This window comes from Calidithermus chliarophilus DSM 9957, assembly GCF_000430045.1.
Classification (GTDB): Bacteria; Deinococcota; Deinococci; order Deinococcales; family Thermaceae; genus Calidithermus; species Calidithermus chliarophilus.
Genome location: NZ_KE387023.1, coordinates 578,070 through 603,930, shown reverse-complemented (window position 1 = coordinate 603,930; position 25,861 = coordinate 578,070). Strand labels below are relative to the sequence as shown.

The 25,861-nt window shown below is 70.3% G+C and carries 25 protein-coding genes; 16 read left to right on the top strand and 9 right to left on the bottom strand.

The genetic code is table 11. The features are described 5' to 3' along the window. Nucleotides 1-156: 156 nt before the first annotated feature. On the bottom strand, nucleotides 157-1,473 hold the full coding sequence (locus tag MEICH_RS0102955) for a hypothetical protein (RefSeq protein ID WP_027891372.1): 1,317 nt from the start codon (nucleotides 1,471-1,473) through the stop codon (nucleotides 157-159). Between the two features lie 381 nt (nucleotides 1,474-1,854). On the opposite strand from MEICH_RS0102955, the gene MEICH_RS0102950 reads away from it, so the two are divergent. From MEICH_RS0102950 to MEICH_RS0102905, 10 genes are all read left to right on the top strand, one after another. Next, nucleotides 1,855-2,826, top strand: a complete 972-nt coding sequence (locus MEICH_RS0102950; RefSeq protein ID WP_245587607.1) for a glycosyltransferase family 2 protein — start codon at nucleotides 1,855-1,857, stop codon at nucleotides 2,824-2,826. Between the two features lie 48 nt (nucleotides 2,827-2,874). Next, nucleotides 2,875-4,251, top strand: coding sequence for a UDP-glucose dehydrogenase family protein (locus MEICH_RS0102945; protein ID WP_027891370.1), 1,377 nt, complete (start codon nucleotides 2,875-2,877; stop codon nucleotides 4,249-4,251). Nucleotides 4,252-4,400: 149 nt separating this feature from the next. Further along, a complete protein-coding gene (locus MEICH_RS0102940) occupies nucleotides 4,401-5,420 on the top strand; it encodes a glycosyltransferase family 2 protein (RefSeq protein ID WP_027891369.1) in 1,020 nt (339 codons plus the stop codon). After that, nucleotides 5,417-6,565, top strand: coding sequence for a glycosyltransferase family 4 protein (locus MEICH_RS0102935; RefSeq protein WP_027891368.1), 1,149 nt, complete (start codon nucleotides 5,417-5,419; stop codon nucleotides 6,563-6,565). Before MEICH_RS0102940 ends, MEICH_RS0102935 begins: the two co-directional genes overlap by 4 nt. Nucleotides 6,566-6,567: 2 nt before the next feature. Further along, a complete protein-coding gene (locus MEICH_RS0102930) occupies nucleotides 6,568-7,068 on the top strand; it encodes a hypothetical protein (RefSeq protein ID WP_027891367.1) in 501 nt (166 codons plus the stop codon). A gap of 122 nt (nucleotides 7,069-7,190) precedes the next feature. Further along, nucleotides 7,191-8,453 (top strand): hypothetical protein, encoded by a 1,263-nt coding sequence (locus tag MEICH_RS0102925; protein ID WP_245587606.1) that lies wholly within the window; start codon nucleotides 7,191-7,193, stop codon nucleotides 8,451-8,453. A 189-nt stretch (nucleotides 8,454-8,642) separates the two neighbouring features. Then, on the top strand, nucleotides 8,643-9,629 hold the full coding sequence (locus tag MEICH_RS0102920) for a glycosyltransferase family 2 protein (RefSeq protein WP_027891365.1): 987 nt from the start codon (nucleotides 8,643-8,645) through the stop codon (nucleotides 9,627-9,629). 16 nt (nucleotides 9,630-9,645) lie between these two features. After that, complete coding sequence (locus MEICH_RS26840; RefSeq protein WP_051303866.1) at nucleotides 9,646-10,782, top strand: glycosyltransferase; 1,137 nt, start codon at nucleotides 9,646-9,648, stop codon at nucleotides 10,780-10,782. Beyond that, the gene (locus tag MEICH_RS0102910; RefSeq protein ID WP_051303865.1) at nucleotides 10,779-11,228 is read left to right on the top strand and encodes a sugar 3,4-ketoisomerase; all 450 of its coding nucleotides are present in this window, start codon (nucleotides 10,779-10,781) and stop codon (nucleotides 11,226-11,228) included. The genes MEICH_RS26840 and MEICH_RS0102910 overlap by 4 nt, the downstream gene beginning before the upstream one ends. An 85-nt stretch (nucleotides 11,229-11,313) precedes the next feature. After that, nucleotides 11,314-12,432 carry a DegT/DnrJ/EryC1/StrS family aminotransferase gene (locus MEICH_RS0102905; protein WP_027891363.1) on the top strand — a complete coding sequence of 373 codons (1,119 nt, stop codon included), beginning with the start codon at nucleotides 11,314-11,316 and terminating at the stop codon, nucleotides 12,430-12,432. 187 nt (nucleotides 12,433-12,619) lie between these two features. On the opposite strand, the gene MEICH_RS29145 is transcribed toward MEICH_RS0102905, so the two are convergent. Further along, the gene (locus MEICH_RS29145; RefSeq protein ID WP_027891362.1) at nucleotides 12,620-13,066 is read right to left on the bottom strand and encodes a hypothetical protein; all 447 of its coding nucleotides are present in this window, start codon (nucleotides 13,064-13,066) and stop codon (nucleotides 12,620-12,622) included. Between the two features lie 102 nt (nucleotides 13,067-13,168). On the opposite strand from MEICH_RS29145, the gene MEICH_RS29140 reads away from it, so the two are divergent. Then, the gene (locus tag MEICH_RS29140) at nucleotides 13,169-13,840 is read left to right on the top strand and encodes an HAD family hydrolase (RefSeq protein ID WP_027891361.1); all 672 of its coding nucleotides are present in this window, start codon (nucleotides 13,169-13,171) and stop codon (nucleotides 13,838-13,840) included. Here the strand turns inward: MEICH_RS29140 and msrA are convergent. Together msrA and MEICH_RS0102885 are read right to left on the bottom strand one after the other, a co-directional pair. Beyond that, complete coding sequence (msrA, locus tag MEICH_RS0102890) at nucleotides 13,812-14,372, bottom strand: peptide-methionine (S)-S-oxide reductase MsrA (RefSeq protein ID WP_027891360.1); 561 nt, start codon at nucleotides 14,370-14,372, stop codon at nucleotides 13,812-13,814. The genes MEICH_RS29140 and msrA overlap by 29 nt on opposite strands. Nucleotides 14,373-14,468: 96 nt before the next feature. Then, on the bottom strand, nucleotides 14,469-14,678 hold the full coding sequence (locus tag MEICH_RS0102885; RefSeq protein ID WP_027891359.1) for a YgaP family membrane protein: 210 nt from the start codon (nucleotides 14,676-14,678) through the stop codon (nucleotides 14,469-14,471). Between the two features lie 82 nt (nucleotides 14,679-14,760). Here MEICH_RS0102885 and MEICH_RS26835 point away from each other — a divergent pair, with 82 nt between their 5' ends. Continuing rightward, on the top strand, nucleotides 14,761-15,375 hold the full coding sequence (locus tag MEICH_RS26835) for a helix-turn-helix transcriptional regulator (protein ID WP_051303864.1): 615 nt from the start codon (nucleotides 14,761-14,763) through the stop codon (nucleotides 15,373-15,375). On the opposite strand, the gene MEICH_RS23340 is transcribed toward MEICH_RS26835, so the two are convergent. Then, complete coding sequence (locus MEICH_RS23340; protein WP_051303863.1) at nucleotides 15,372-16,178, bottom strand: mechanosensitive ion channel family protein; 807 nt, start codon at nucleotides 16,176-16,178, stop codon at nucleotides 15,372-15,374. The genes MEICH_RS26835 and MEICH_RS23340 overlap by 4 nt on opposite strands. A gap of 187 nt (nucleotides 16,179-16,365) precedes the next feature. Between MEICH_RS23340 and MEICH_RS26830 the strand changes: the two genes are divergently transcribed. Continuing rightward, on the top strand, nucleotides 16,366-17,247 hold the full coding sequence (locus MEICH_RS26830) for a methyltransferase (RefSeq protein ID WP_027891358.1): 882 nt from the start codon (nucleotides 16,366-16,368) through the stop codon (nucleotides 17,245-17,247). 156 nt (nucleotides 17,248-17,403) lie between these two features. On the opposite strand, the gene ypfJ is transcribed toward MEICH_RS26830, so the two are convergent. The 3 genes from ypfJ to MEICH_RS0102855 all read right to left on the bottom strand — a co-directional run bounded on the left by ypfJ (nucleotide 17,404) and on the right by MEICH_RS0102855 (nucleotide 20,350). Continuing rightward, nucleotides 17,404-18,252, bottom strand: coding sequence for a KPN_02809 family neutral zinc metallopeptidase (ypfJ, locus tag MEICH_RS0102865; RefSeq protein WP_027891357.1), 849 nt, complete (start codon nucleotides 18,250-18,252; stop codon nucleotides 17,404-17,406). A gap of 77 nt (nucleotides 18,253-18,329) precedes the next feature. Continuing rightward, nucleotides 18,330-19,238 (bottom strand): ribokinase, encoded by a 909-nt coding sequence (gene rbsK, locus MEICH_RS0102860; protein WP_027891356.1) that lies wholly within the window; start codon nucleotides 19,236-19,238, stop codon nucleotides 18,330-18,332. A 182-nt stretch (nucleotides 19,239-19,420) separates the two neighbouring features. Further along, the gene (locus tag MEICH_RS0102855) at nucleotides 19,421-20,350 is read right to left on the bottom strand and encodes a nucleoside hydrolase (protein WP_027891355.1); all 930 of its coding nucleotides are present in this window, start codon (nucleotides 20,348-20,350) and stop codon (nucleotides 19,421-19,423) included. An 83-nt stretch (nucleotides 20,351-20,433) separates the two neighbouring features. Here MEICH_RS0102855 and MEICH_RS0102850 point away from each other — a divergent pair, with 83 nt between their 5' ends. Both MEICH_RS0102850 and MEICH_RS0102845 read left to right on the top strand, forming a co-directional pair. After that, nucleotides 20,434-21,480, top strand: a complete 1,047-nt coding sequence (locus MEICH_RS0102850; RefSeq protein ID WP_027891354.1) for a M4 family metallopeptidase — start codon at nucleotides 20,434-20,436, stop codon at nucleotides 21,478-21,480. A gap of 283 nt (nucleotides 21,481-21,763) precedes the next feature. Further along, nucleotides 21,764-23,821 (top strand): S9 family peptidase, encoded by a 2,058-nt coding sequence (locus MEICH_RS0102845; RefSeq protein WP_084542152.1) that lies wholly within the window; start codon nucleotides 21,764-21,766, stop codon nucleotides 23,819-23,821. Between the two features lie 250 nt (nucleotides 23,822-24,071). On the opposite strand, the gene MEICH_RS0102840 is transcribed toward MEICH_RS0102845, so the two are convergent. Next, complete coding sequence (locus MEICH_RS0102840) at nucleotides 24,072-25,244, bottom strand: alkaline phosphatase family protein (protein ID WP_027891352.1); 1,173 nt, start codon at nucleotides 25,242-25,244, stop codon at nucleotides 24,072-24,074. 232 nt (nucleotides 25,245-25,476) lie between these two features. On the opposite strand from MEICH_RS0102840, the gene MEICH_RS28375 reads away from it, so the two are divergent. Next, complete coding sequence (locus MEICH_RS28375; RefSeq protein ID WP_157202585.1) at nucleotides 25,477-25,632, top strand: hypothetical protein; 156 nt, start codon at nucleotides 25,477-25,479, stop codon at nucleotides 25,630-25,632. Nucleotides 25,633-25,861 lie beyond the last annotated feature (229 nt).

Sequence of the window (25,861 nt, the reverse complement as noted above, 5' to 3'; positions counted from 1 at the left end):
CGGATAACTTCGGTCGGCCGCCCCGCCTTGGCGGGGCGGCGTCACCGAACGGTGACGGACCAACCGAATCGGGTATCACAGCCTACAGGCCACACATCGCACCCGATGAAAAACCCCGGGTTGCCGGGGGCCCGGGGTCGTGGCTTTCTCGTGGCTTCAGTTCAGGGGGCAGCCGAGTTCGTTGGCGGCCTCGAGGCGGTTCTTGGTGGCCTCGTAGGAGCCGCTGTCGAAGGCCGCCTGGAACATGCTGATGACCTGGGCGGTGGTGTAGGGATAGTTCACGTCGGGGTTGGAGGCGTTGAGCAGCGCGGCCACGGCGTGCCGCATGAGCGCTTTGAGGCCGCCGCCGCCCTGCTGCAGGGCCTGGAGCAGCGTGAGGTCGGGGTTGGTGGCGTCGCGGCCGAAGACGGTGTCGAAGTTGTCGCCGGGGGAGTAGCCCACCCAGGAGTCGAAGTGCTGCTCCTGCTTCCAGTAGCCGGGGGTGCAGCCCTGGTCGCCGGGGGTGCGCGGCGCGCCCGAGCTGGCGACGATGTCGCTGACCATGATCGAGTCGCCGCCGGTGAGGTGCAGGGGCTTGTTGGGGTCGCCGTCGGGGGAGCGGATGGTGACGCTGACGCTGCTGGCGCTGCCAGGGACGTTGGAGAGCACCAGGCTGCTGATGAGCAGCTCGCTGCCCCGGTTGGGCGTGTCGTGCGTAACGCTGCCGCTCACCCCGCCCGCGCTGGCCTCGACGACCGCGGTGCGTTTGACCCCTTCGGAGGTGGTGAGGCCGCTCAGGTCGGCGATGGCGTAGCTCACCGTCACGTCGCGCGGCCCGGAGGCGGTGGGGATGGGCAGGGTGGTGGTGTAGCTGTCGCGGTTCTGGCCCACGGTGAGCTTGGCGCCCCACCACAGGTCGGCGAAGGGCTTGATCCCGCTGCTGGGCGGGTTGGAGGCGCTGGCCGGGCGGAACACCGCGGCGATGAGGGCACGCGGGGAGTAGTACTTGTCCGGCTCGCTGGTGGGGGTCACCTCGGCCCGCAGGGAGAGCGGGTCGGTGCAACTGAGGCTGCCGAAGTCGTGCTCGTAGTGCCAGCCGAAGGCGGTGGTGTAGCTGGGAGTGGCCAGGTCTACGGTGGTGACGCTGGCCCCGCAGATGAGCTCGAGCCGGACGTTGGTGGGGACGGGGTAGTCGCCCTGCTCCTCGCCCTCCTGCCCCCCGCCTTTGAGCTCGACCTGGGCGATGAGCCGCTTGACGGAGGCCGGGTCGCTGATGGTCACGGTCTGCGGGTTGACGACGCTGCCGTCGCTGCCCATCCCGGCCCCGACCAGCTCGACGGCGAAGCCCTGGGTGTGGCTCCAGGTCGTGGTGCCGGGGGAGACGGGGTAGATCAGGCTGCTGGGGTCGCCCTCGTGGCGCGTCTGGGGGGAGGAGCTACAGGCGGCCAGCAGGCCCAGGCCGATAATCGTCCCGACGAATCTGTGCCAAATCATCGATCACCTCCTGAATTGTCCGGCACCTTTAAACATAAGCCTGGAGCCGGGGCGAATGATGTGGGCCTCCGGGCCGCCGCAGAGCCCGAAACCGCGCTGGGCAGGCGGCCGAAGAGAGATTAATTGCAGTTCTTAATCCTCGCCGCTCACGCCGGTAACGCCGGTAGAAGGGGGCCGGGCAGCCCTCGCGTAAACCCGCGTTAATGCCTACGTTACCTCCGTGTTGCAGACTGGGTTGCGATGTTCAGGGGACCTTTAAGCCCGCGAAAAGCCCCTGACAGACGCGATTGAGTTAGTAACGCGCGAATAACGGTGACTTCACTAAGGTGTACGCTGCAGGGCCCGAGTAGGCCGGGATGTTTGTTCGAGGTGGGAAATTCTATGATGCCGATACCCGATTACGACCAGATCCAAGGCGCTCCTAAACTCCAGCCTAGGGTAATTGCCATTATCCCGGCCTACAACGAGGCCCGGTTCATCGCCGGCGTGGTGCTCGAGACCAGGCGCTACGTCAGCGAGGTCATCGTCGTCGACGACGGCTCCACCGACCGCACCGCCCAGCTCGCCCAGGCCGCCGGGGCCACCGTGATCCGCCAGCCGCGCAACATGGGCAAGGCCGAGGCCCTCAACGCCGGCTTCCGCGCGGCCCGCGAGCTCAACCCCGACGTGGTGGTCTGCCTCGACGGCGACGCCCAGCACGACCCCGCCGACATCCCCGACGTCATCGCGCCGGTGCTCGAGGGCGGGGCCGACGTGGTGATCGGCTCGCGCTTCCTCGAGAAGCGCAGCGACATCCCCGGCTGGCGCATCGTCGGGCAGCACACCCTGACCTTCGTCACCAACCTCACCAGCGGGATCAAGACCACCGACAGCCAGTCGGGCTTCCGCGCCTTCTCGCCTTTGGCCCTGCGCGCGCTGCGCTTCCACACCGGGGGGCTGGGCGTGGAGTCGGAGATGCAGTTCCACATCCAGAAGGCCGGGCTCAAGGTGGCCGAGGCGCCCATCAACGTCTCCTACCTCGACGGCAACAAGCGCAACCCGGTAGTGCAGGGCCTGCAGATCCTCGACTCCATCGTGAGCCTGGTGGCGCGGCGGCGCCCGCTGCTGTTTTTCTCCCTGCCGGGCTTAGTCCTGGCCGTGGCGGGGCTGGTGATGGGCGTGGACGTGGTGCTGACGATGAACAAGCTCGGCATCCTCAAGACCGGCACCGCCATCCTCTCCTCGATCGCCATCATCGGCGGGCTGATGCTGGGCGTGACCGGGGTGCTGCTGCACGCCCTGGCCGGCTTCGTCGAGCGGGTGCGCAGCGAGGTCGACTCGGCGGTGGCGGCCCGGCTCGAGGCCCTGAAGTAGGCGCATTTACCGCGATTTCAACCCGATTGGGGTCACGAGGATTCGCCGATGGAGAACGCCAAAACTGTGACGGTGGTGGGGGCCGGGTACGTGGGCCTGTCCACCGCGGTGGCCCTGGCCCTGCTGGGGCACGAGGTCCGGGTGCTCGACACCAACGCCGCCCGCGTGGAGGGCCTGAAGCGGGGCGAGCCCCCCTTCTACGAGCCCGGCCTGGCCGAGTCGCTGGCCCAGGCCGCGCCCCGCCTCCGCTACACCACCGACCCCGCCGAGGCCTATGACGGCAGCGAGGTCGCCATCGTCGCGGTGGGCACCCCGCCCACCCCGGCCGGTCACGCCGACCTGCGCTACCTCTACCAGGCCCTCGAGACCCTCGCCCAGCACCGCGTGGGGCTGGTGGTGGTCAAGTCCACGGTGCCGGTGGGCACCAACCAGGACGCCAAGCGCATCCTGGGGCCCGGCGTGGCGGTGGCCTCCAACCCCGAGTTTTTGCGCCAGGGACAGGCCCTCTCCGACACCCTCTACCCCGACCGCATCCTGGTGGGCGCGGAGGAGGAGTGGGTGTTCGGGGTGCTCGAGCGCCTCTACCAGCCCCTCGTCGAGCAGAGCTTCGAGGAGTTGCCCTGGCTGCCGCGCCCCAAGGCGCTGCGCGAGGCCGTCGCCCGGGGCTACCGCGTGCCGCTCGTGCGCACGGGGCTCGAGAGCGCCGAGCTCGCCAAGTACGCGGCCAACGCCTTCCTCGCCACCCGCATCTCCTTCATCAACGAGATCGCCAACGTGGCCGAGGCGGTGGGCGCCGACATCGAGGAGGTGGTGCGGGCCATCGGGCTCGACCCGCGCATCGGGCCGCACTTCCTCAAGGCCGGCCTGGGCTACGGCGGGAGCTGCTTCCCCAAGGACACCCGCGCCCTGGCCTACCTCGCCAAGCGCGGCGGCTACGACTTCAAGCTGCTGCGCGCGGTGATCGAGGTCAACCAGGCCCAGCGCTACCGGCTGGTGGAGAAGGCCGAGGCCGTGCTGGGCCGCCTCACCGGCCAGACCGTCGTGCTGCTGGGGCTGGCCTTCAAGCCCGGCACCGACGACCTGCGCGACGCGCCCAGCCTCGAGATCGCCGAGGAGCTGCTGGCCCGCGGGGCCAGGGTGCGCGCCACCGACCCCAAGGCCCTCGAGCTCGCCAAGCAAATCCTCGACCCCCGCGTGGAGACCTTCGCCGACCCGCTGGAGGCCCTCGAGGGCGCCGACGCCGTGCTGCTGGTGACCGAGTGGCCCGAGTACCGCGCCCTCGACTGGGCCGAGGTCAAGCGCCGCCTGCGCCGCCCGGTGGTGCTCGATGGCCGCAACGCCCTCGACCCCCGGGCCATGGAGGCGCTGGGCTACGTCTACCAGGGCATCGGGCGGGGGCGCAAGCTGTCGGAACTGGCCTTGTGAGGCCGGTGAGATGCCGAACGCCCGACGCCGGACGCGGGTCGTACGTCCTACGTCGTACGCCGTATGCAAGACGCCTCGGCCCTTAGCTATCGGCTATCGGCTATCAGCTATCGACTATCGACTATCGGTTATCGCCATAGGACCTCACCATGCCTGAACTCACCCTGCTGATCGTCGCCTACAACAGCCGCGCCGACCTCGAGCGCCTGCTCCCGAGCGTCTACGGCCAGGGCGTGGAGTGCGAAATCCTGGTGGTGGACAACAACCCCGCCGACGGCACCGGCGAGTGGCTGCGCCAGCACCACCCCGCCGTGCGGGTGGTGAGCAGCCCGCGCAACGGCGGCTACGCCGGGGGCAACAACTTCGGCATTCGCGAGGCGCAGGGGGAGTTCGTGCTGGTGCTCAACCCCGACACCGTGCTGCACCCAGGAGCCCTGCAAACGCTGCTCGAGGCCGCCCGTGCCCACCCCGACGCCCTGATCGGGGCCAAGCTGCTCAACCCCGACGGCACGGTGAACGCGGTGGGCAACCACATGCACTACTCCGGCATCACCACCTGCCGGGGCCTGGGCGAGCCGGCCGGCCGCTACCGCGGCCTCGAGCCCGTCCCCCTCGTCTCGGGCGCGGCCTTCATCACCGCCCGCCAGACCCTGCTGGGGCTCGGCGGCTTCGACGAGGACTACTGGATGTACCTCGAGGACACCGACCTCTCGCTGCGGGCGCGGCTGCGCGGCCACCCCGTCTACAGCGCCAACGACGCGGTGATCACCCACTACTACCGGCTGGGCATGAGCCCCCGCAAGTTCTACCACTTGGAGCGCAACCGCCTGCTCACGCTCTTGAAGGTCTACGAGGGCCGCACCCTGCGCCGCATCGCGCCCGCGCTGCTGCTCACCGAGCTGGCGACCTGGGCCTTCGCGCTGCTGAAGGGCTGGCCCTACCTCCGCGCGCGCTGGGAGAGCTACGGCTGGCTGTGGCGAAACCGCGCCGCCGTCCGCGCCAAGCGGGCCGCGGTACAACAAAGCCGCAGCGTCCCCGACGCGGCGATCCTGCGCGACACGCTCACGCAGCTCCCCTTCGACCAGCTCACCAGCCCCGAGCTCGCGGGGGTGCTCGAGCGCCTGACCACCCCGCTGTACCGCATGGCCGCGCCCCGGAGGACGGCGTGAGGGTCGCGCACGTCAGCGCCACCTTCCCGCCCTACTGGGCCGGGACCGGCAACGTGGCCTACCACAACGCCCGCGTCCTGCACGAGCGGGGGCACGCGGTGACGGTGTTCACCGCGGGGGAGGGGGGCGGCATGAGCTTCCCCTTCGAGGTCGTGCGGCTGCCCGAGCTGCTGCGGCTGGGCAACGCGCCCTTCACGCCCGCCCTCGTCGGCAAGCTCCGGGGCTTCGACCTGATCCACCTGCACTACCCCTACATCTTCGGCGCCGAGCTCACCGCGCTGGCCGCGCGGCTTTACCGCACGCCGATGGTGCTGACCTACCACAACCGCCTCGAGGAGACCCACCGCCTCAAGCGCGTGCTCTTCCAGGGCTACAACCTCAGCGTCGAGCCGCTGGTCTTCCGCACCGCCCGGCGGCTGCTGGCGGTGCGGCGCGAGCACCTCAGCACCCTCTACCCGCACCTAGGCTCCGACCCCCGCCTGGAGGAACTGCCCAACGGGGTGGACGCGGGCCTCTTCACGCCGGGGGACCGCCTCGAGGCCCGCCGCCGCTACGGGGTGCCCGACGACGCGCCGCTCGCCCTCTTCGTGGGCGCCCTCGACCAGGCCCACCGCTTCAAGAACGTGGACGGCCTGATCCGCGCCTTCGCGCGGGTGCCCCTGCCCGAGGCCCGGCTGTGGGTCGTGGGGGACGGGGGGCTCAGGCCCGAGCTCGAGGCCCTCGCCCGGCAACTGGGCCTGGGGGAGCGGGTGCAGTTTTTGGGCAAGCACGCCCCCAGCACCCTGCCGCCCTTCTTCCGCGCCGCCGACGTGAGCGTGCTGCCCTCGACGGGGGTGGAGTCGTTCGGGCTGGTGCTGCTGGAGTCCATGGCCTGCGGCACGCCGGTGATCGCCGCCGCGCTGCCGGGGGTGCGCACGCTGGTGGAGGAGGGCGTGGACGGCCACCTGGCCGCGGTGGGCGACGAGGCCGACCTGGCCCGGCTGCTCGAGCTGCGGCTGCGGGGCCGTGACCAGGCCGAAGCCATGGGCCGCAAAGGCCGCGAGAAGGTGCTGCGCGAGTACGACTGGGGCGTGATCGCGGGGCGCCTCGAGCAGACCTACGCCTCGGTGCTGCGCGAGGCGGGAGCCCGCAGCGCCGCCGTCTGAGTATGGAACTACACCTCCGCGTCGAAGCGCTCCCCGGCTTCCCCGACCTCGACGGCGCGCACGAGCTGGCCTGGGGCTACCTCCTCGACCGGGTCTTCGGCGACGCCTACCACAGCGGGGTGGGCTCCCTGACCCTGGTGCTGCCGCACCCCGCCCTCGCCGAGTGGGCCCGGTGGCGGGCCGAACAGACCCCGGCCAGAGGCGGGCGCAGCGGCTTCGCCGCGCTGGACGGCTCGAGGCCCCAGCCCGCCGACCGGGTGTACGCGCTGGGCTTTGGCCCCCTGGCCCCGGCGGCGCTGCGGAAGCGGGCACGGCCATCCCGGCCTGCCCGCCTCGAGTCGCGCCTGTACGTCTACACCCTGCCCGCGCTGCTGGCGAGCCTGCCCATGCGCCTGAACGCCCCGCGCCTGCGGGACGTGGGCTGGCTGGGGATGCGCCGCCACTTCGTGAGCGAACGGCCCGTGGCGGCCTACTACCGCCTCGAGATCGGGGGTGGGGCGTGAGGGGCTTCGCGGTTGAACGCCAAAATACGTCGATGGTCGATAGCCAAACGCAAAACGCCGAACGCCGAAGACTGAAGCCCAAGGCCAGGGGGCGAGGTGTTTGAGCGTGGGGGAGGTGGCCTGTGACTGACCTCCACACCCTGGGGGATGCGGGGGCGGTGGATCCGCCACATGGTGCTGGCCGCCTCGCCCAAGCCCTCGCCGGCCTCGAGGCCTGGCTCCAGACCCTGCGGCAGCCCGGCGGCTACGCGGGCCCGGTGGCGCACTGGTGGTCCAACCGCTTCCGCTACACCGGCCCCGGCCTGGACTGGCGCTACGAGGGCATCCTGGCGGGGTACGCGCTGCTGTTGAAGAAGACCGGCGAGGCCCGCTGGCGCGAGCGGCTCGAGCAGGCCGCCGCCGACGTTCTGGGGGGCCAGAACCCCGACGGCACCTACAAGGCCTCGCGCTTCGAGCTCAACCCCGGCCCCCTGGGCACGCCCCACGAGGCCGCCGCCACGCTGGGGCTGCTGCTGGCCCTGGAGGGCCTGCCGGACCCGGGGGCGGCGCTCCGGGCCGCCCGGCGCAACCTCGACGCGCTGATCGCCCGGCTGTACCTGCCGGAGGAGAAAGCCTTCCGCGACCGGGTGCCCAACAAGCTGTGCACCCTGGCCCAGGCCCTGCTGGCCTACGCCGAGGCCAGCGGCGAGGAGCCCTACCTCGAGTACGCCCGCCGTGCGCTCGAGCAGGCCCTGCGCTACCAGGTGCGCGAGGGCTTTTTGAGGGGGGCCACCCACCAGTACGCCCCCACGCCACAGGCCGGGGACGAGCGCTTCTTCCCCTACTACCAGGCCCGCTGCGTCCCCCCGCTGGCCGAAGGGGCGCGGGTGCTGGGCGAGGGCCGCTACTTCGAGGCCGCCCACGCGGTGCTCGAGTTCGTCGAGCGCACCCGCGAGGGCGCCAACTGGCCCATGGTGCTCTACCCCAGCGGGCGGCGCGGCGAGCTGCGCTTCCTGGCCGGCATGGCCGACGTGCTGCTGGCCTACCGCCGGCTGGGCCGCCCCCTGCCCGCCGAGCCGCTGGGGGCCCTCCTCGCCGCCCAGTACCCCTCCGGCGGCTTCCCCACCTTCTTCATGGCCCGCCCCGACCACCGCGCGGCGACGGCGGTGGCGGGCTGGAACGACAAGGTGTTCCGCCTGCTGGCCGAGCTGCTCCCCAGCGGGGCCCCCTTGCCGCCGGCCCGGGCCGCCCCGGCCGAGGTGCGGGTGTGGGTCGAGGGCAAGGAAGCCCGCATGCTCGAGACCCCCGAGCTCCTGCGCTTCGAGCGGAAGGGGGCCGTGCTCTACGAGTGGGCCAAGCCCGAGCCCTGGGCGCGGGTGGTGACCCTGCCCTTCGAGCGCCGCTGAGGGCGCCGGTGGCCGCCCGTGGTACGTTTTTCCCTGTTATCCCCCACGTTACGCCCGCGTTGCAGGCTCGAGCACGGGGCTCGAGGCCCGCGCACCCCGCGCCCGAGCCTTGCCGCAGACCCGACAAACCCGAAATAACGTCGCCTTTACGCCGCCGCACCTAGCATTGGAGCTAGTTCGGAGGGATTTATGCAGCAAGCGCCCGCTACGGCCCAGCCCGACCCGCCCACCCTGCCGCCCTTCACGGCGCTGGTGGCGGCGTGGGGCGAGGGGCCGCAGGTCGAGGCCCATATTGAAAGCTTCAAGGCGATGCGCTGGCCCGGGGCCGAGCTGATCCTGGTGGCCGGCGGCAAGGACGACACCTACGCCCGGGCCAAGGCCCTCGAGGGCGACGGGGTGCGGGTGCTGGAGCAGAAGCCCGGCATGGGCAAGCAGCGCTCGCTGCGCGAGGCGCTCAAGCACGCCCGCCACGACCTGATCTTCCTCACCGACGCCGACTGCCTCTTCGAGCGCGAGGTGCTGCAGAAGCTCTTCGCGCCCATCGTCGAGGGGCGCTACCAGGCGGTGACGGGGGGCTCGAGGCCCCTGCCCTCCCAGGCGGGCAACCCCCTGGCCGACTACGAGCGTGCCCGCGAGGTCACCTTCTTCGCCAACCACCCCGCCGAGAGCGACGGCATCCTGGGCCGCAACGCCGCCCTCACCCGCCGCGCGCTCGAGCAGGCCGGCGACTTCGCCGAGGACGTGCCCACCGGCACCGACTACCACCTCGCCAAGAAGCTGCTGGAGGCCGGGCACAAGATCGGCTTCGTGCGCGAGAGCCTGATCCCCAGCGAGTACCCCGACACCCCCAGGAGCTACCTCCAGCGCCGGCGCCGCTGGGTGAAGAACCTGCTGGTGCACGACCCCCAAAAGAACCGCGCGGCCCTCATCCAGAGCGCGGCTTTAGCCGCCCTGGTCCTGCTGGCGCCGGTCTGGCTGCTGCTGCCCAAGCCGCTGGGCTGGGTGCTGCTGCTGCCCGCGCTGGCGGCCCTGGCCCTGCGCTACCGTGACATGCTGCGCGGAGGTGCTAGCCTGAGGACACTGCTGCGGGTGCCCTACTTCACCGTGCTCGACCAGATCGGGGTATTGGGCGCGTTGTGGGACTACTACGACCCCAAGCGCCGCAGGAAGTGGTAGGAGAGAGCCTATTCTTATGCGAAAGCCCAAGTACGTGATGATCAGCTCCGAGGTCCGCCGCGACCTCGAGCAGCCCCTCGAGCACTTCAAGCGCCTGGAGATCTACCACCTCTACAACCGCGCCCCCTGGAACGACCTGCGCGAGGAGGACTTCCAGCAGCGCACCCGCCGCTTCGGCTCGCCGCTGTCGCTGTTTTTACGCCTGCAGGAGATCAAGCCCGACATCATCCAGGGGCCCGAGCCCATGTCGGCGCTGATGTTCCCCTACCTCTGCGCCACCTTCCTCTACCTGCTGCTCAACCCCCACGTCAAGCTGGTCACCGCCAGCCTCGAGGCCATCCCGCTGGAGAAGAAGTACCCCTGGCCCATCCTCTGGCCCATGAAGCGGGTATTGCCCCTGTGGTTCCGCCGGGCGATGGTGATCTTCTACCTGGAGGGCGGGGCGAAGTACAACCTCGAGTCCAATGGTGCGCCGCCGGAGAAGATGGTCCACCACCTCTACGGCTCGTGGGGCGTGAACCTGCGCGAGTGCAACCCCGAAGGCCCTAGGGTGAGCTACGCCAAGCCCTACCCGGTGATCCTCAACGTCGGGCGCATGGTGCCCCTCAAGGGGGCCCACGTGCTCATCGAGGCCTACAAGCAGGTGCGCGACCGCGGCCTCCAGGCCACGCTGGCCCTGGTGGGCGACGGCCCCGAGCGGGCCAACCTCGAGGCCCAGGCCCGCTCGACGGGCTACGGCGAGGACATCGTCTTCCACGGCACCGTCAAGAACGCCGACCTGCCCGGCTACCTGCGCGCGGCCAGCGTCTTCGTGATGCCCAGCATCAGCGGCAAGATCTGGACCCAGCAGCTCTCCTCGGCCACCTGGCAGGCCATGGCCTGCGGGTTGCCGGTGGTGGTCTCCGACATCGGCCGCATGGCCGAGTTCACCCCCCCCGAGGCCGGCTTCCTGGTGCCCGAGAACGACCCCAAGGCCCTGGGCGACGCCCTCGCCCAGCTCATCGCCGACCCCGAGCTGCTGAGGCGCATGAGCGAGGGCGCGCTGGCCTACGCCCGCGCCCGCTTCGACGACGCGAAGAACATCGCCCGCGTGGAGGAGATCATCCTCGAGCGGGCCGGCTTTACCACCCCCGCCGCAGAGGTGTCCCCATGAGCAAGAGCAACCCCGCCTTGGAACCCAAAAAAGCCCGCCTGCAGGACGTGCGCATGATCGAGCTGCCCAAGATCCCCGACCCCCGGGGCAACCTCACCTTCATCGAGGGCGGCCGCCACGTGCCCTTCGACATCCAGCGGGTCTTCTACCTCTACGACGTGCCCGGCGGCGAGAGCCGCGGCGGCCACGCGCTCAAGACCACCGAGCAGTTCCTCATCGCCGTCTCGGGCTCGTTCACGGTGGTCGTCGACTCGGGCGGCACCCGCCAGCGCTACTTCCTCAACCGCTCGTACTTCGGCCTCTACCTCCCGCCCATGATCTGGCGCGAGATCGAGGACTTCTCCTCGGGCGCGGTGTGCTTGGTGCTGGCCTCGAGGCCCTACGACGCGGGGGATTATTACCAGGACTACCAGGAGTTCCTGGAGGCTTCGCGGAAGCTGCAGTGAAGGCGTCGGTAGGAGCCGCTGAACGCCGAACGTCGAACGCCGGACGCCAAGCGCCATATGTCGGCATCCCCCGAGAGGAGCTCAGATGAAGATTCCCTATTTCGAGTTGCAGTCGGCTTACCAGGAACTCAAGCGTGAGCTCGACGAGGCGGTGGGCCGGGTGGTGGGCAGCGGCTGGTACATCCTGGGCAGCGAGGTCGAGGCCTTCGAGGAGGAGTACGCCGCCTACGTCGAGGCCCGGCACTGCGTGGGGCTGGCCAACGGCCTCGACGCGCTCTACCTGGCGCTGCGGGCCATGGAGGTGGGGCCGGGCGACGAGGTGATCGTGCCGTCGAACACCTACATCGCCACCTGGCTGGCGGTGTCGTACGTGGGGGCTAAGCCTGTGCCGGTCGAGCCGGAGATGCTCAGCTACAACATGGACCCCGCCCGCGTGGAGGCGGCCATCACCGAGCGCACCAAGGCCATCCTGCCCGTGCACCTCTACGGCCAGCCCGCCGACCTCGACCCTTTGCTCGAGGTCGCCCGCAGGCACGGCCTGTGGCTGCTGGAAGACGCCGCCCAGGCCCACGGCGCGCGCTACAAGGGCAAGCGCGTCGGCGCCCACGGCGACGTGGTGGCCTGGAGCTTCTACCCCAACAAGAACCTGGGTGCTTTGGGCGACGGCGGGGCCGTCACCACCGACAACCCCGAGCTCGCCGACCGCATCCGGGTGCTGAGGAACTACGGCTCGAGGGTCAAGTACGTCAACGAGGTCAAGGGCGTCAACTCCCGCCTCGACCCCATCCACGCCGCGGCCATGCGGGTCAAGCTGGCCTACCTCGACGAGTGGAACGAGCGCCGCCGCGCCCTAGCCGCCTACTACCTCGAGGCCCTGCGCGGCACCGGCCTCACCCTGCCCCAGACCGCCCCCTACGCCGAGCACGTCTGGCACATCTTCGCCGTGCTCTCTCCCGAACGCGACGCCCTGCAGAAACACCTCGCCGAGCGCGGCGTGGGCACCCTCATCCACTACCCCATCCCGCCCCACCTGCAGGAGGCCTACCGCGACCTCGGCTACAAGCCCGGCGACTTCCCCCTCAGCGAGCGCATCCACGCCCAGGAACTCTCGTTGCCGCTGGGGCCGCAGCTCGGGCGCGAGGAGGCGGAGTACGTCGTCGAGGCGGTGCGGAGTTTCAGGGGGTCGGTGGTTGATAGCCGGTAGCCCAATGCTGGACGCTGATAGCCGATAGCTAAACGCAAAACGCAAGACGCAAGACGCAAGACGCCTTGTTCCCCCCTTAGCAAGGGGGGCCGGGGGGATAAACCCTCCCCGCGTGCGGGGAGGGCGGGGGAGGAGTAACCACGAGCCTTCTGCTGGCCGCTGACGGCTGACCGCTTACTGCTCGCCCTCACGCCTCGAGCAGGCGCTCGAGCTGGTAACGCACGTGCCAGAGGGGGGTGGAGGGCTGGGACTGGACCTGGTTCCACAGCGCCTCGACCCGGCTGCGGTGGGTGGGGGAGAGGTAGGGGGCGCGCCAGAGGGTCTCGAGGTCGTGCAGGAAGGCGGCGCGGTCTTGGGGGGTGGGGTGGCGCAGGCGGGTGTAGCGCTCAGTCAGGTGGCGCAGGTGGTGCTGGGCGAGCTGGGCCGGGCGGTAGCGCTGGCGCCAGAAGTAGGTGAGGAAGTTGAGGGCGGCGGTGAGGGCACAGATGAGGGCGCCGCCGAGCAGGCTGGTGAAGAAGGAACCCTCGTGCTGGAACTCCATCAGGGTAAAGCCGCCCAGGAAGTGTACCGGCGCGTGGTTGCGGTACAGCAGGGCGAAACAGCGGAGGTGGGTGGAGAGGGGGGTCTTGGGCATAGCAAGTCTTGCTCTGCAAGTATAGGCGATCCGTCGAACGGCACCGGGTCATCCGCCCCTTCGGGCGCGGGGCCGAATTGCCCGGCGGGTACAATCGGCTTCGTGATCCGCGCCATCCTCTTCGACCTCGACGGCACCCTGCACGACCGCCAGCGCTCGGTGGCCGCCCTGGCGTGCTCGCAGCACGAGCGCTTCGCCGGGCTGCAGGCCGTGGAGGCCGGGCGCTACCTCGAGCGCTTCCTCCACTTCGACGCACGCGGCTACGTGCCCAAGGCCGAGGTGTACCCCGCGCTGCTGGCCGACCTGGGGCTCCCCGGTTCGCTGGCCCGGCCCCTGATCGAGGACTACTGGACGCGCTACAACGACTTTGCGCTGGGCTTCGCCGGGCTCGAGGAGGTCCTGGGCACGCTGCGCCGGCAGGGTTACCGCCTGGGCGTCGTCACCAACGGCTCTACCCAGATGCAGACGGGCAAGGTGCGCGCGCTGGGCATCGAGGGGTACTTCGAGGGGGTCATCGTCTCCGAGGCGGCGGGGGCCAGCAAGCCGCAGGCGCGCATCTACGAGGTCGCGCTCGAGCAGGTGGGCGCGGTCGCCGCCGAGGCCGTGTTCGTGGGCGACCACCCCGAGAACGACGTGGCGGGCCCCCAGCGCCTGGGGATGCGGGCGGTCTGGTTCCGCGACGACTACTGGGGCACCCCCGAACGCCCCGACGCGGTGATCGAGGGGCTGGAGGCGCTGCCCGGCCTCATCGCGCGCTGGAATTCTCCCGCTTGAGCCGGTCGTAGAACTTCTTGCGGAACTTGCCCACCTTGGGCGCGACCACGAAGGCGCAGTAGGGCTGGTAGGGGTTTCGCTTGAAGTACTCCTGGTGGTAGTGCTCGGCGGGGTAGAAGGCCTCGAAGGGCTCGAGCTCGGTCACGATGGGGGCGTCCCAGACCCCCTCGGCCGTGAGTTCGGCCATTACCGCCTCGGCGGCGGCCTTCTGCTCGGGGGAGTGGTAGAAGATCACCGAGCGGTACTGCGGCCCCACGTCGTTGCCCTGGCGGTCGGGGGTGGTGGGGTCGTGGACGGTGAAGAAGACCTCGAGCAGCTCCCGGTAGCTGACCGCCGCGGGGTCGAAGGTCACCTGCACCACCTCGGCGTGGCCGGTCTGCTTGCCGCAGACCTGCTCGTAGGTGGGGTTCACGACGTGCCCGCCGCTGTAGCCCGAGACCACGTCCACCACACCCTTCAGCTCGTCGTAGACGGCCTCAAGGCACCAAAAACAGCCGCCGCCCAGCGTCGCCACTTCGTAGGAAGGGTTCATGGCCCCATCTTGGGGCCTGGGGCCGTTTGGCTGGGTAAGGTATCCGACCATTGGCCGCCCCCTCCCGAGGCGCGGGAGGGGGCAGGGCGAGAGGGCTCAGGAGGCCTTGCGCACGGCGCAGGTGTTGACGCCGAGCAGGGCGTACAGCGGGCAGTAGCCCACGGCCGCCGTCGCCAGCATCAGCACGCCTAAGCCGGCGGCGACGTAGGTCCAGACCCCGGCGGTGACGGTGAAGGCCAGCGTGAAGAACACGGCGCTCAGGACCAGGCGGATGACGCGATCGGCGGTGCCTTCGTTGGGTTTCATCCTCATCTCCTCCTTCTACCTCGAGGGTAGGCTGTGGCTAACACCAAAGCAATGGTAAAAATGGTGAAAACCGGAGGGGGCCATGGACGCGGGGCGTAAACTCATCGAGCACCTCAAGCAGCAGGGGCCGAGCACCGTCAAGGAGCTGCAGGAGGCGTTGGGCCTGAGCGCCAACGCGGTGCGCCACCACCTCGGCGCGCTCGAGAAGGCGGGGTGGCTGCGGCAGGAGGCCCGGCCCCAGGGGCGGGGCCGCCCGGCGGTGCGCTACGCCCTGACCACGGCCTCCGAGGGGCTCTTCCCCAAGCGCTACCCCGAACTGCTCGACGCGGTGCTGGGCCAGGCCCAGGCCGAGGGGCTGCTCGAGCGCCTGCTGGAGGGCGTGGCCGAGGGCATGGCGCGGGAGCTGCGGGCCAAGCTGGCGGGGCTGGAGGGGGAGGCCCGGCTGCAGGCCCTGCTCCAGCACATGGACTACGGCGACATGCTGGGGCAGCTCGAGGAGACCGAGGCCGCCTGGGAGATCCGGGCTTACAACTGCCTCTACTACGCCACCGGCCAGAAGTTCGAGCCGGTGTGCGACCTGCCGCCCAAGGTCGTCACCAAGGCCACGGGCCTCCCCGCCGAGCGCCCCTTCTGCCAGCGCGACGGGCGGCGGGCCTGCCACTTCCTCATCGCCAAGCGGCCCGAGGCGGGGGCCTAAGCGCTGGGCTGGGCCTGGGCCGCGGCCTGCGCCAGCACCCGCTGGGCGGCCTCGAGCACCCGGTCCTTCGACTCCAGCCCGTTGGTGCCGCCCAGGATCCACCAGCGCAGCCGCAGGGTGAGGCTGTCGGGGGCGATGGCCGCGACGAGCACTTGGGGCGGGGGCTCGTGCAGCACGCCGGGAACGCGGCGCATGGCCTCGAGCAGCGCCGGGCGCACCCGCTCCAGCGCCACCCCCTTGAGGTTGACGTCGACCTCGAGGCGGCGGTTCTGGTAGGGGCGGCGCACCACCACCGACTCGGTGAAGAGGGTGGCGTTGGGGATGATGACGGTCTCGCCCTCGTCGCTGCGGATGCGGGTGGCGCGGGTCTGGATGTCCTCGACGCGGCCCTCGTAGCCCTTGACCTGGATGCGGTCGCCCAGGCTGAAGGGCTGGGTCAGCAGCAGCAGGATCCCGGCCAGGAAGTTCTGGAAGATGTCGCGGAAGGCAAAGCCCACCGCCACGCTGGTGACCCCCAGGAGCTGCACCAGGTCGCCCACGCTCAGCGAGGGCACCACCAGCGACAGCGAGAGGAAGGCCCCCGCCGTGATGACGATCCAGGAGGCCAGGCGGCTGAGCACGTAGCCGAGGTTCTGGGCGTTGCGGTGCCCCGAGAGCAGGTGCCCGATGATCTTGGGCACCAGCCTCGAGATCAGCACGAACGCCGTCAGGACCAGCAGCCCGACCAGGATGTTGGGCAGGTTGGCGACGAGGGAGGCCAGGAGGGTGTGGGCCCGTTTGAGCGCCAGCGAGAAGTCGACCATGAGCGCACCTCACCCCTAGGAGTGCGCCTCCTGGATGAAGCGCAGCTTTGCGTAAGCAGAGTCTGGGCTGAGTCTTCCGGCTTCTCAAGGGAGCCTAAACGGGCGTGCGGGGGGTGGAAATCCGCCCGGAGCGCCATGGCTGCGCCGGCCGGCGGGCGATGCCCGGCCTGTGGTAGCGTGAGCCGTCATGAGCACACGCCCCGACGTGCACAGCGGCTTGGGCTTGGAGGCCTACGTCCAGGGCATGGCCCGCTCCAAGGGCGACAAGGCCCGCATGCTGCCCCACGTGCGGCCCGGGCGCATCCTCGAGCTCGGCTGCGGCAGCGGCGCGGTGCTCGAGCTGCTGCGCGGCTTCTCGCCCGCCTCCGAGCTGGTGGGCATCGACCTCTCGGCCAAGCTGCTGGGGGTCGCGGCCCGCAGCCTCCAGGGCGCCGCCCGCCTGCGCCGGCGCGACCTCTTCGCCCTGGCCCACGACCCCGGCCTGCTGGGGGAAGGGCCCTTCGACACCGTGATCCTCTGCTCGACCCTGCACGAGCTGGCGACCTTCGCCCTCGAGCACCCCGAGCGCTTCCCCGGCCACCCCGAAGGCCCCATGGCCGAGGCCGCCGCCCGGATCTTCGGCCTCGCCCGCGCCCTCCTCGCCGAGGGCGGCGTGCTGGTCGTGCGCGACGGGGTGCAGCCCGAGCGCCGCCCGCTGCGCCTGCGCTTCCGCAGCCCCGAGCTCGAGGAGCGCTTCTGGCGCTTCGCCGACGACTTCCGCCCCTTCACCCTCGAGTTCAGCGTCTCCGACGGGCTCTACACCCTGCCCTCCGACCACCTCTACGAGTTCGCCACCAAGTACTTCTACGAGACCAACTGGCACGTCGAGGTCGGCGAATACTTCGGCTGGGCCAGCGGCCGCCAGCTCGAGGCCCTGCTGCGCCAAGCCGGCCTCGAGCCCGTCCACCGCGAGGCCTACACCATCCCCTTCCTGGCCGAGAAGTGGGCGGCCGACCTCGAAATCAGCGACCTCGAGGGAAGGCCCTACACGCTGCCTTCAACGCAAATCCTGGTAGCACGGAAGGGATGAGGGAAGAGCCGTCAGCGGTCAGCTTGTGGCTCGCGGTTCACCCCTCCCCGCGGGCGGGGAGGGGGTATCCCCCCCAGCCCCCCTTGCTAAGGGGGGTGAAGAAAGAGCGTTTAGCATTTAGCCATCGGCTATCGACCATCGACTATCGACCCTCCCTCAAGGATTCCGCACCGAGAACGTATCGCACCTTTCCGGGTCCCCGCTCTCGAAGCCGGTGCGGAACCAGCGCACCCGCTGCTCGGAGGAGCCGTGGGTGAAGGCGTCGGGGACCACGTAGCCCTGGGAACGGCGCTGGAGGTTGTCGTCGCCGATGGCGCTGGCGGCTCCGATGGCCTCCTCGGGGTCGCCGAAGTCGAGCAGGCCGCGGCGGTTGGCGTAGTGGCCCCAGACCCCGGCGAAGCAGTCGGCCTGGAGCTCGAGCCGCACCGACAGCGCGTTGGCGGTGGCCGGGTCGGAGCGGGCGCGGCGCGCGGCGACCTGGTCCATGATGCCCAGCAGGTTCTGCACGTGGTGGCCTACCTCGTGGGCGATGACGTAGGCGGCGGCGAAGTCGCCGGAGACGCCGAAGTTCTGGGCCAGGCGGTCGAAGAAGGTGCTGTCGAGGTAGACCCGCGCGTCGCGGCCGCAGTAGAAGGGCCCGACCGCCGAGCTGGTGCTGCCGCAGGCCGAGCTCACCGCCCCGCTGTAGAGCACCAGGCGCGGGGGCTCGTACTGCTGGCCGCTGCGCTCGAAGAGGGCGCTCCAGGTGTCCTCGAGGTCGCCCAGCACCGAGCGCACGAAGCGGCTGTCGGGGTCGTCGGCGGCCGGGGCCTCCTGGGTCTGGGTGGGGGCGCCGCCCTGGATCTGGTTGAGCACGTCGAGTGGGTTGGCCCCGAAGAGCAGGCTGCCCAGCAGCAACAGCAGAACTCCCCCCAGCCCCAGCCCGGCCGGGCCGCCCGGCAGCATGGGGCCGCGGCCCCGCCGGTCCTCCACGTTGCCGCTCTGGCGCATCTGTCCCCACTTCATACCGACCTCCTGCCGCCCAGCATAGGCAGCCGATGCTTAGCCTTTGCGTACGGCGGGCTGAGGGGGGGCTGAGGAGGTCAGGTGCTGCGGGCGCTGAGGAAAGCCTCGGCCTCGAGGCGGCTGGGAAGCGAGGTCTGGGCGCCCGGCTTGGTGACGGCCAGCGCCCCGGCCGCCGCGCCGAGCCGGACGGCCTCCGCCAGGCTGCGCCCCTCGCTCAGCGCCACGGCCAGCGCGCCGATGAAGGCGTCGCCGGCGGCGGTGGTGTCTACGGCCCGCACCTCGAAGGCGGGCTGGTAGCCCTCGCCCTCGGGGCTCGCCCACACCGCCCCCTGCCGCCCCAGGGTCACGACCACGGTGGGGCAGCGCTCGCGCAGGGCCCGGGCGGCCTCGAGGCCGAGGCCGGGGGAGTCCACGGCCAGCCCGGAGTAGGCGTGGGCCTCGCTCTCGTTGACCACCAGGAGGTCGAGGAGGGCTAAGTCGGCGGGGGCGAGGGGCAGGGCGGGGGCGGCGTTGAGGATCACCCTCGCGCCGCTCTCGCGCCCGATGCGGGCCGCCCGGCGCACGGTGTCGAGGGGCACCTCGAGCTGCAGCACCACCACCGAGGCCCCCTCGAACTCGATGGGGGAGAGGTGCTCGGGCTTGAGCCTCGAGTTGGCCCCCGGCGAGACGATGATGGCGTTCTGGCCCTCCTTGTCCACGCTGATGAAGGCCACCCCGGTAGGCGAGTTGATGCACAGCGTGGCGTTGACGTTGATGCCCTGGGCCTTGAGGTGGGCCTTGATGCGCTCGCCGAAGCCGTCGTTGCCCACCCGCCCGATCATGCGCACCTTCCCGCCCATGCGCAGCGCCGCCACCGCCTGGTTGGCCCCCTTGCCGCCGAAGTGGCTCTCGTAGTCCGAGCCCAGCAGGGTCTCACCCGGCACGGGGTGGCGGGGGACCTTGACCACGAGGTCCATGTTGAGGCTGCCGACGACGACGATGCTCATAGGAACAGCTTAAGGGGGCGTACGTCTTACGTCGTACGTCGAACGCCCAACGCCGAACGCAAAACGCCGAACGCTAAACGCCGAACGCAAGACGCAAGACGCCAAACGCAAGACGTCCTAGACCCTCGACAAGCCACGAGCCACACGCCATGGGCCCTTTGCTGACGGCTGACGGCTGAGGGCTAGCTATACCGCCCGATGCGCTCGAGCAGCAGTTCGTAGAAACCTTCGGCGTCGATCTCGAGGCCCACCTCGCAGTTGGGGGCCTTGCCGGTGACGCGCCAGTAGTCGCAGACTGTGCGGCCGAAGGCCAGGCCCTCGTTGGCTTCGATCTCGACGCGGTAGTGGCCGGTCTTGAAGAGCGCGGGCTCGAGCAGGTAGGCCACGGCGCAGGCGTCGTGGATGGGGGCGCCGGGGAAGCCGTAGCGCTGCTGGTGGTGGATCTGGAAGAACTCGAGCAGCTCGGCGGTGAAGGCCCCGGCGCGCGTGCCCAGGGCGCGGAAGCGGGCCACCCGCTCGGGCGTGGCGGGGGTCTGGTGGGTGAGGTTGAGGCCCATCATCACCAGCGGGACCCCGGCCTCGAAGACGATCTTGGCGGCGTGGGGGTCGCAGAGGATGTTGAACTCGGCGCTGGGGCTCCAGTTGCCGATGTCGATGGAGCCGCCCATCAGCACGACCTCGCGGATGGCCGGGACGATGCGCGGCTCGAGCCGCATCGCCAGGGCGAGGTTGGTCAAGGCGCCCACCGGCACCAGCGTGACCTCGCCGGGGTGGGCCAGCACGCTCTCGATGATGAAGTGCACGGCGTGCTTGCCCTGGGGCTGCTGGCGGGGCTGGGGCAGGTCGGGGCCCTCGAGGCCCGAGATGCCGTGGACCAGCTCGGCGCTGATGCGGTCGCGCACCAGCGGGCGGTCGGCGCCGGGGTAGACCCCTACGCTCGTGCCGATGACCTCCTGCACCACCAGCGCGTTGCGGGTGGTGCGCTCCAGGCCCACGTTGCCGTAGGTGGTGGTGATGCCCAGCACCTCGAGCTCGGGGCTCGCCAGGGCCAGCATGATCGCGACGGCGTCGTCGTGGCCGGGGTCGCAGTCGAGGATGATCTTCCGGGGCACAAGGGCAGTGTACCGCGGGTATCGCCGGGGTAACGAACCGCTTAACGCCGCGTCACGGTAGGATGGGCCTCGAGGTGTCCAACATGCGCATCCCGACAGCGGCCATTGGCCTTGGCATTCTGCTTCTGGCGGCCTGCACCAACCCCCAGCCCGGCGTCACCGCGCAGGTCAAGCCCCCGGCGGGCTCCTCCACGGGCACCGGCCGGGTCTTCATCACCAACCCCGTGCAGTCCACCGGCGACCAGAGCCTCACCGACCAGAAGGACTCCGACGCGGCGGTGCCCGCCTCGGCCTACTACACCGTCGCCCTCAGCCACCTCGACGGCAGCGGCTACCTGCAGGGGAAGTGGGCCAACGTGCGCTCCGAGACCGGCGACCCCGCCTACTCCCCCACCAACACCTTCGCCTACACCCGCAGCGACGACCGCTTCGAGCAGGTCATGGCCTACTTCTGGGTCACGGAGGCCCAGCTCTACCTACAGAGCCTGGGCTTCGGCAGCGAGCTGCCCCCCGTCAACATGGAGTCGCAGGACGTGCGCATCAACCAGTGGGGCCAGGACAACTCCTACTCCTGGGACAAGCACGACGTGATCCGGCTGGGCAAGGGCGGCGTGGACGACGGCGAGGACGGCGAGGTGATCGTGCACGAGTACGGCCACGCCGTCCACGACGCGCAGGTGGCGGGCTTCGGGGCGAGCCTCGAGGCCGGGGCCATCGGCGAGGCCTTCGGCGACTACCTGGCCGTGACGGTGGGCCTGGCCGTGGCGCAGAAGTACGGCGTGCCCGTGAAGGCCCCCGCGGCCTGCGTGGCCGACTGGGACGCGGTCTCCTACACCAGCACCGTGCCCCACTGCCTGCGCCGCATCGACAAGGACAAGCACTACCCCGAGGACGTGGTGGGCCGGGTCCACGCCGATGGCGAGATCTGGAGCCGCGCCCTGTGGGACATCCGCGGGGCGCTAGGGGCCTACAAGGCCGACCGCGTCATCATCAACGCCCAGTTCGGCTTCGCCCCGGACACCAGCTTCGCCGCGGCCGCGCAGCAGACCGTGAACACCGCGCAGCAGATGTACGGCAGCGCGGCGGCTCAGGCGGTGCGGGCGGCGTTCGAGGCGCGGGGGATTTTGTAGGGCTGGACGCCGATAGCTGAAGGCGCAGCGCGGGTCTTACGTCGTACGTCCTACGTCGTACGCGAAACGCAAAACGCAAGACGCAAGACGCAAAACGCAAGACGCCTTGTTCCCCCCTTAGCAAGGGGGGCCGGGGGGATATTCCCTGCCCCGCCCGCGGGGAGGGTTGGGGAGGGGTGCCTCTCCACCACGAGCCACCAGCCTCCTGCTGATGGCTGACGGCTGATCGCTGAAGGCTGACCGCTTGCCGCTACGTCCCCTCGCCTTCGGCTAAGCTAGGCTCATGTCTGAAATCAAGCCGCCTACTGCCAAGCGCATTCCGCACCCCCACACTGCCCACGGCGATACCCGGTCCGACGACTATTACTGGATCAACGAGCGCGAAAACCCCGAGGTCATCGCGCACCTCGAGGCCGAGAACGCCTACCTCGAGGCGGTCATGGGGCCGCTGGAGCCCTTCCGGGAGCAGCTTTACCGGGAGATGCTCGGGCGCATCCAGCAGACCGACCTCGAGGTGCCCGTGCAGCACGGGCCGTACTTCTACTACTCGCGCACCGAGGAGGGGAAGCAGTACTGGATCCACTGCCGCAAGCGGGCCGCCTCGCGGGGGGAGCTCGAGGCCGCCCCCGAGGAGGTGATCCTCGACCTCAACGCGCTGGCCGAGGGCAAGAGCTACCTCAGCGTGAGCGTGCTCAAGCCCAGCCCCGACCACCGGCTGCTGGCCTACCTGCAGAACGAGGACGGCTCCGACCGCTACACCCTCTACGTCAAGGACCTCCAGACCGGCGAGCTGCTCCCCGACCGGGTGGAGAACGTCTACCTGTACCAGAGCCTCGAGTGGGACGCCACGGGCGAGTACCTCTTCTTCACCCGCGTGGACGAGACCCAGCGGCCGTGCTACCTCTACCGCCACCGGCTCGGCAGCCCCGAGCAGACCCTGCTCTACCAGGAGCCCGACGAGACCTTCCGGCTCAAGCTCTACAAGTCGGCCAGCGGGCGCTTCCTCTTCGTCGCCTCGACCAGCACCCTCACCGACGAGGTGCGCTACCTCGAGGCCCTCCAGCCCGAGGGCGAGTGGCACGTCTTCACGCCCCGGCAGCGCGGGGTGAAGTACAGCCTCGAGCACCAGGGCCAGCACTTCCTGCTGCTCACCAACCAGGACGCGCTCAACTTCAAGCTGCTCAGCGCCCCCGTCCTCAGCCCCTCGCCCGACCACTGGCACGAGATGCTGCCCCACGACCCCGGCGTCTACCTCCAGGGGGTGCTGCCCTTCGCCCACCACCTGCTGGTCTACGGGCGGCAGGAAGGCTCCACGCAGGTCTGGGTGTGGGACCTCATCCACGGCACCTACCGGCGCCTGGAGTGGCCCGAGCCCGTCTACACCGTGGCGCCCGCCGACAACCGCGAGTACGCCACCGACCGCGCGCTCGTCAGCTTCCAGTCGCTCGTCACGCCGCGCAAGGTGCTCGAGCTTGACCTGAACACCCTCGAGACCGCCCTGCTCAAGCAGGACGAGGTGCTCGGCGGCTACGACCCCGCCGAGTACGTGCAGGAGCGGCTGTGGGCCACCGCCCGCGACGGGGTGCGCGTGCCCGTCTCGCTGGTGTACAAGCGCTCTACCCCGCGGCCCGCCCCGCTCTACCTCTACGCCTACGGCTCCTACGGCATCAGCATCGACCCCACCTTCAGCCCCACCCGCCTGGTGCTGCTCGACCGGGACGTGGTCTTCGCCATCGCCCACGTCCGCGGCGGGGCCGAGATGGGCCGCGGCTGGTACGAGGACGGCAAGCTGCTGAAGAAGAAGAACACCTTCACCGACTTCATCGACTGCGCCCTGCACCTGGTGGAGGAGGGCTACACCACGCCCGAGCGCCTGGTCGCCGTGGGCGGCAGCGCCGGGGGCCTGCTGATGGGCGCGGTCATCAACCTCCGCCCCGACCTCTTCCGCGCCGTGGCGGCCCACGTGCCCTTCGTGGACGTGATCACCACCATGTCCGACCCCTCCATCCCCCTTACCACCCTCGAGTACGACGAGTGGGGCAACCCCGCCGACCCCGAGTTCTACGCCTACATGAAGTCCTACAGCCCCTACGACAACGTAGAACCCAAGGCCTACCCCCACCTCCTGGTCACGGCCGGCATCAACGACCCCCGCGTGGGCTACTGGGAGCCCGCCAAGTGGGTCGCCCGCCTGCGCGAGCTCAAGACCGACGCCAGCACCCTGCTGCTCAAGACCCACATGGGCGCGGGCCACGGCGGCAGCTCGGGCCGCTACGACCGGCTGAAGGAGGTGGCGCTCGAGTATGCGTTCCTCCTGGATAAGGTGGGGTTGCGGGATTAGGGGTCGATGGTCGATGGCTGATAGCTGATAGCCGAACGCAAAACGCCGAACGCCGAACGCCGAACGCAAGACGCAAGACGCGAGACGCAAGACGCCTTGTCACCCCCCTTAGCAAGGGGGGCTGGGGGGGATAACCCCTCCCCGCGCGCGGGGAGGGAAGGGGAGGGGTAACCACGAGCCACGAGCCACAGGCCACAGGCCACTAGCCTCCCGCTGACGGCTGATAGCTGACCGCTGACGGCTTACCGCTCTAAACCCGCACTGCGATCACTGGTACCAGCATTTCCTCCGCGCTCCAGCCGCCGTGGGAGCCGCCGTCGGGGCCGGGCGGGGCGTCGGGGTGCCAGAGCCAGCGGAAGCTCTGCTTGCCCCGGGGTACGGCGATGAGGTCGCCGGTGCGGGCGTGGAAGGACTCGAGGGCGGGGGGGCCGCCGAACAGGCCGCGTTCCCAGGCTTCGGCGCTGGGGAGGCACTGGGCGAGGGGCTCGAGGTGCTCCGTCAGCTCCTGCGGGCGCTCGGTGCGGAAGTAGCGGGCGCGCACCTCGCCCGCGGGGGCGTCGGCGAGGAGTTCCATGAGGCGTGCGTCCTGCTGGGGGTAGAGGGCCTGGGCCGCGTCGAGCTCGTGCTGGCCGTGGTCGGCGCTGAGGACCAGGAGGGTTTTGCCGTCGCGGGGGAGCTTTCGCAGGAGCCTCGAGAACATCCCGTCCACGGCGGCCACCTCGTCGGCGGCCTGGGGGCTTTGGGGGCCGTAGCGGTGGCAGACGGTGTCGTAGCCGGGCCAGTAGGCCACGGTGTAGCGCGGGCCGGGGCCCTGCAGGGTGGGCGGGGCCAGGCTGGCGAGGGTGCTGGGGGCGTGGTAGGGCACGTAGGCGCAGCCGCGGAAGTACCAGCGGTTGAGGAAGCTGCCCTGGTACTCGGCGGGGCTCACCGTGCAGCAGGCCACGCCCAGCGCGGCCAGGCGCTCGTAGAGCGAGGGCACGGCGATGAGGAACTCGGGGTCCGGGAGGGGGTTGCCGTAGAGGTCGGCGGTGGCGATGAGGTTGGCCACGCAGCCGCGCTCGGGCAGGTAGACGCTGAAGCCCAGGTAGCCGTGCTCGGCGGGGGTGCGGCCGGTGTGGTAGGTGGTCATGGCCGCCATGGTGGTGGAGGGGAAAACGGACGTGCCGACGCTGTAGGCGGCCCCGTGCTCGAGCACCGCCCGCAGCCCCGGCATGTCCCCCTCGGCCAGGTGGCGCCGGAGCTGGAGGTGGCCCAGCCCGTCGATGATCAGCAGCAGCACCCGCTCCACGCCCTCCAGCGGCAACTCACCCGCGAAGGGGGGATGGCCGGTCTCGAGGCCGAAGCCCCCGGCCAGGCTGGCGACCAGGTTGACGATGCTCCCGCCGCGGTAGTCGGGCCAGTGGATGCCCTGGGGATCGCTCATACGCCGGGTCCGATCTTACCCTTAGAAAAACTAACGCTCACATAACGCTCGAGTTCGTATCCTCGCCGTGTTGCGATTGGGAAGCGTTCAGGTCACCAAACGCAGCGAGGGAGGTCCCTAGATGGTCCTGACGTTCGCACATTCGATGTACCCATAGCTGCCGAGAGATTCCGAGCCTCCTCATGCGCCCCGGCTTCCTCAGGCCGGGGCCCACCTTTTGCAAGGAGAGATCATGTCGAACCACCTGCACTACGAGCTAGCCCGCCACCACCGCGCCCAGCGCCACGAAGAAGCCCGCACCTACCGCCTGCTGGCCCTGCTGCGGCAGACCACGCAGGCCCTGCGCCGCCCGGCCCCCCGGCTGCGCCTCGAGCGACGGCCCGCCTGACCGCGCCCGGCGAATTCGCCCCCTCCCCCGAGGAGGGGGTTTTTCCGTGGCGCGAGGGGCGCGCTCGATCAGCCTGGAACGGCTTCAAGACCGGGGGGGCGGGGCCTAACTACAATCAGTCATGGAGTCGTGGGAGCTGCGGGTGCTGGGGCAGCCCGCCCTCGTGGGGCAGGGGCGCACGGCGGGGCTCGAGCGCAAGCCGGCGGCCCTGCTGGCCTACCTGGCGCTG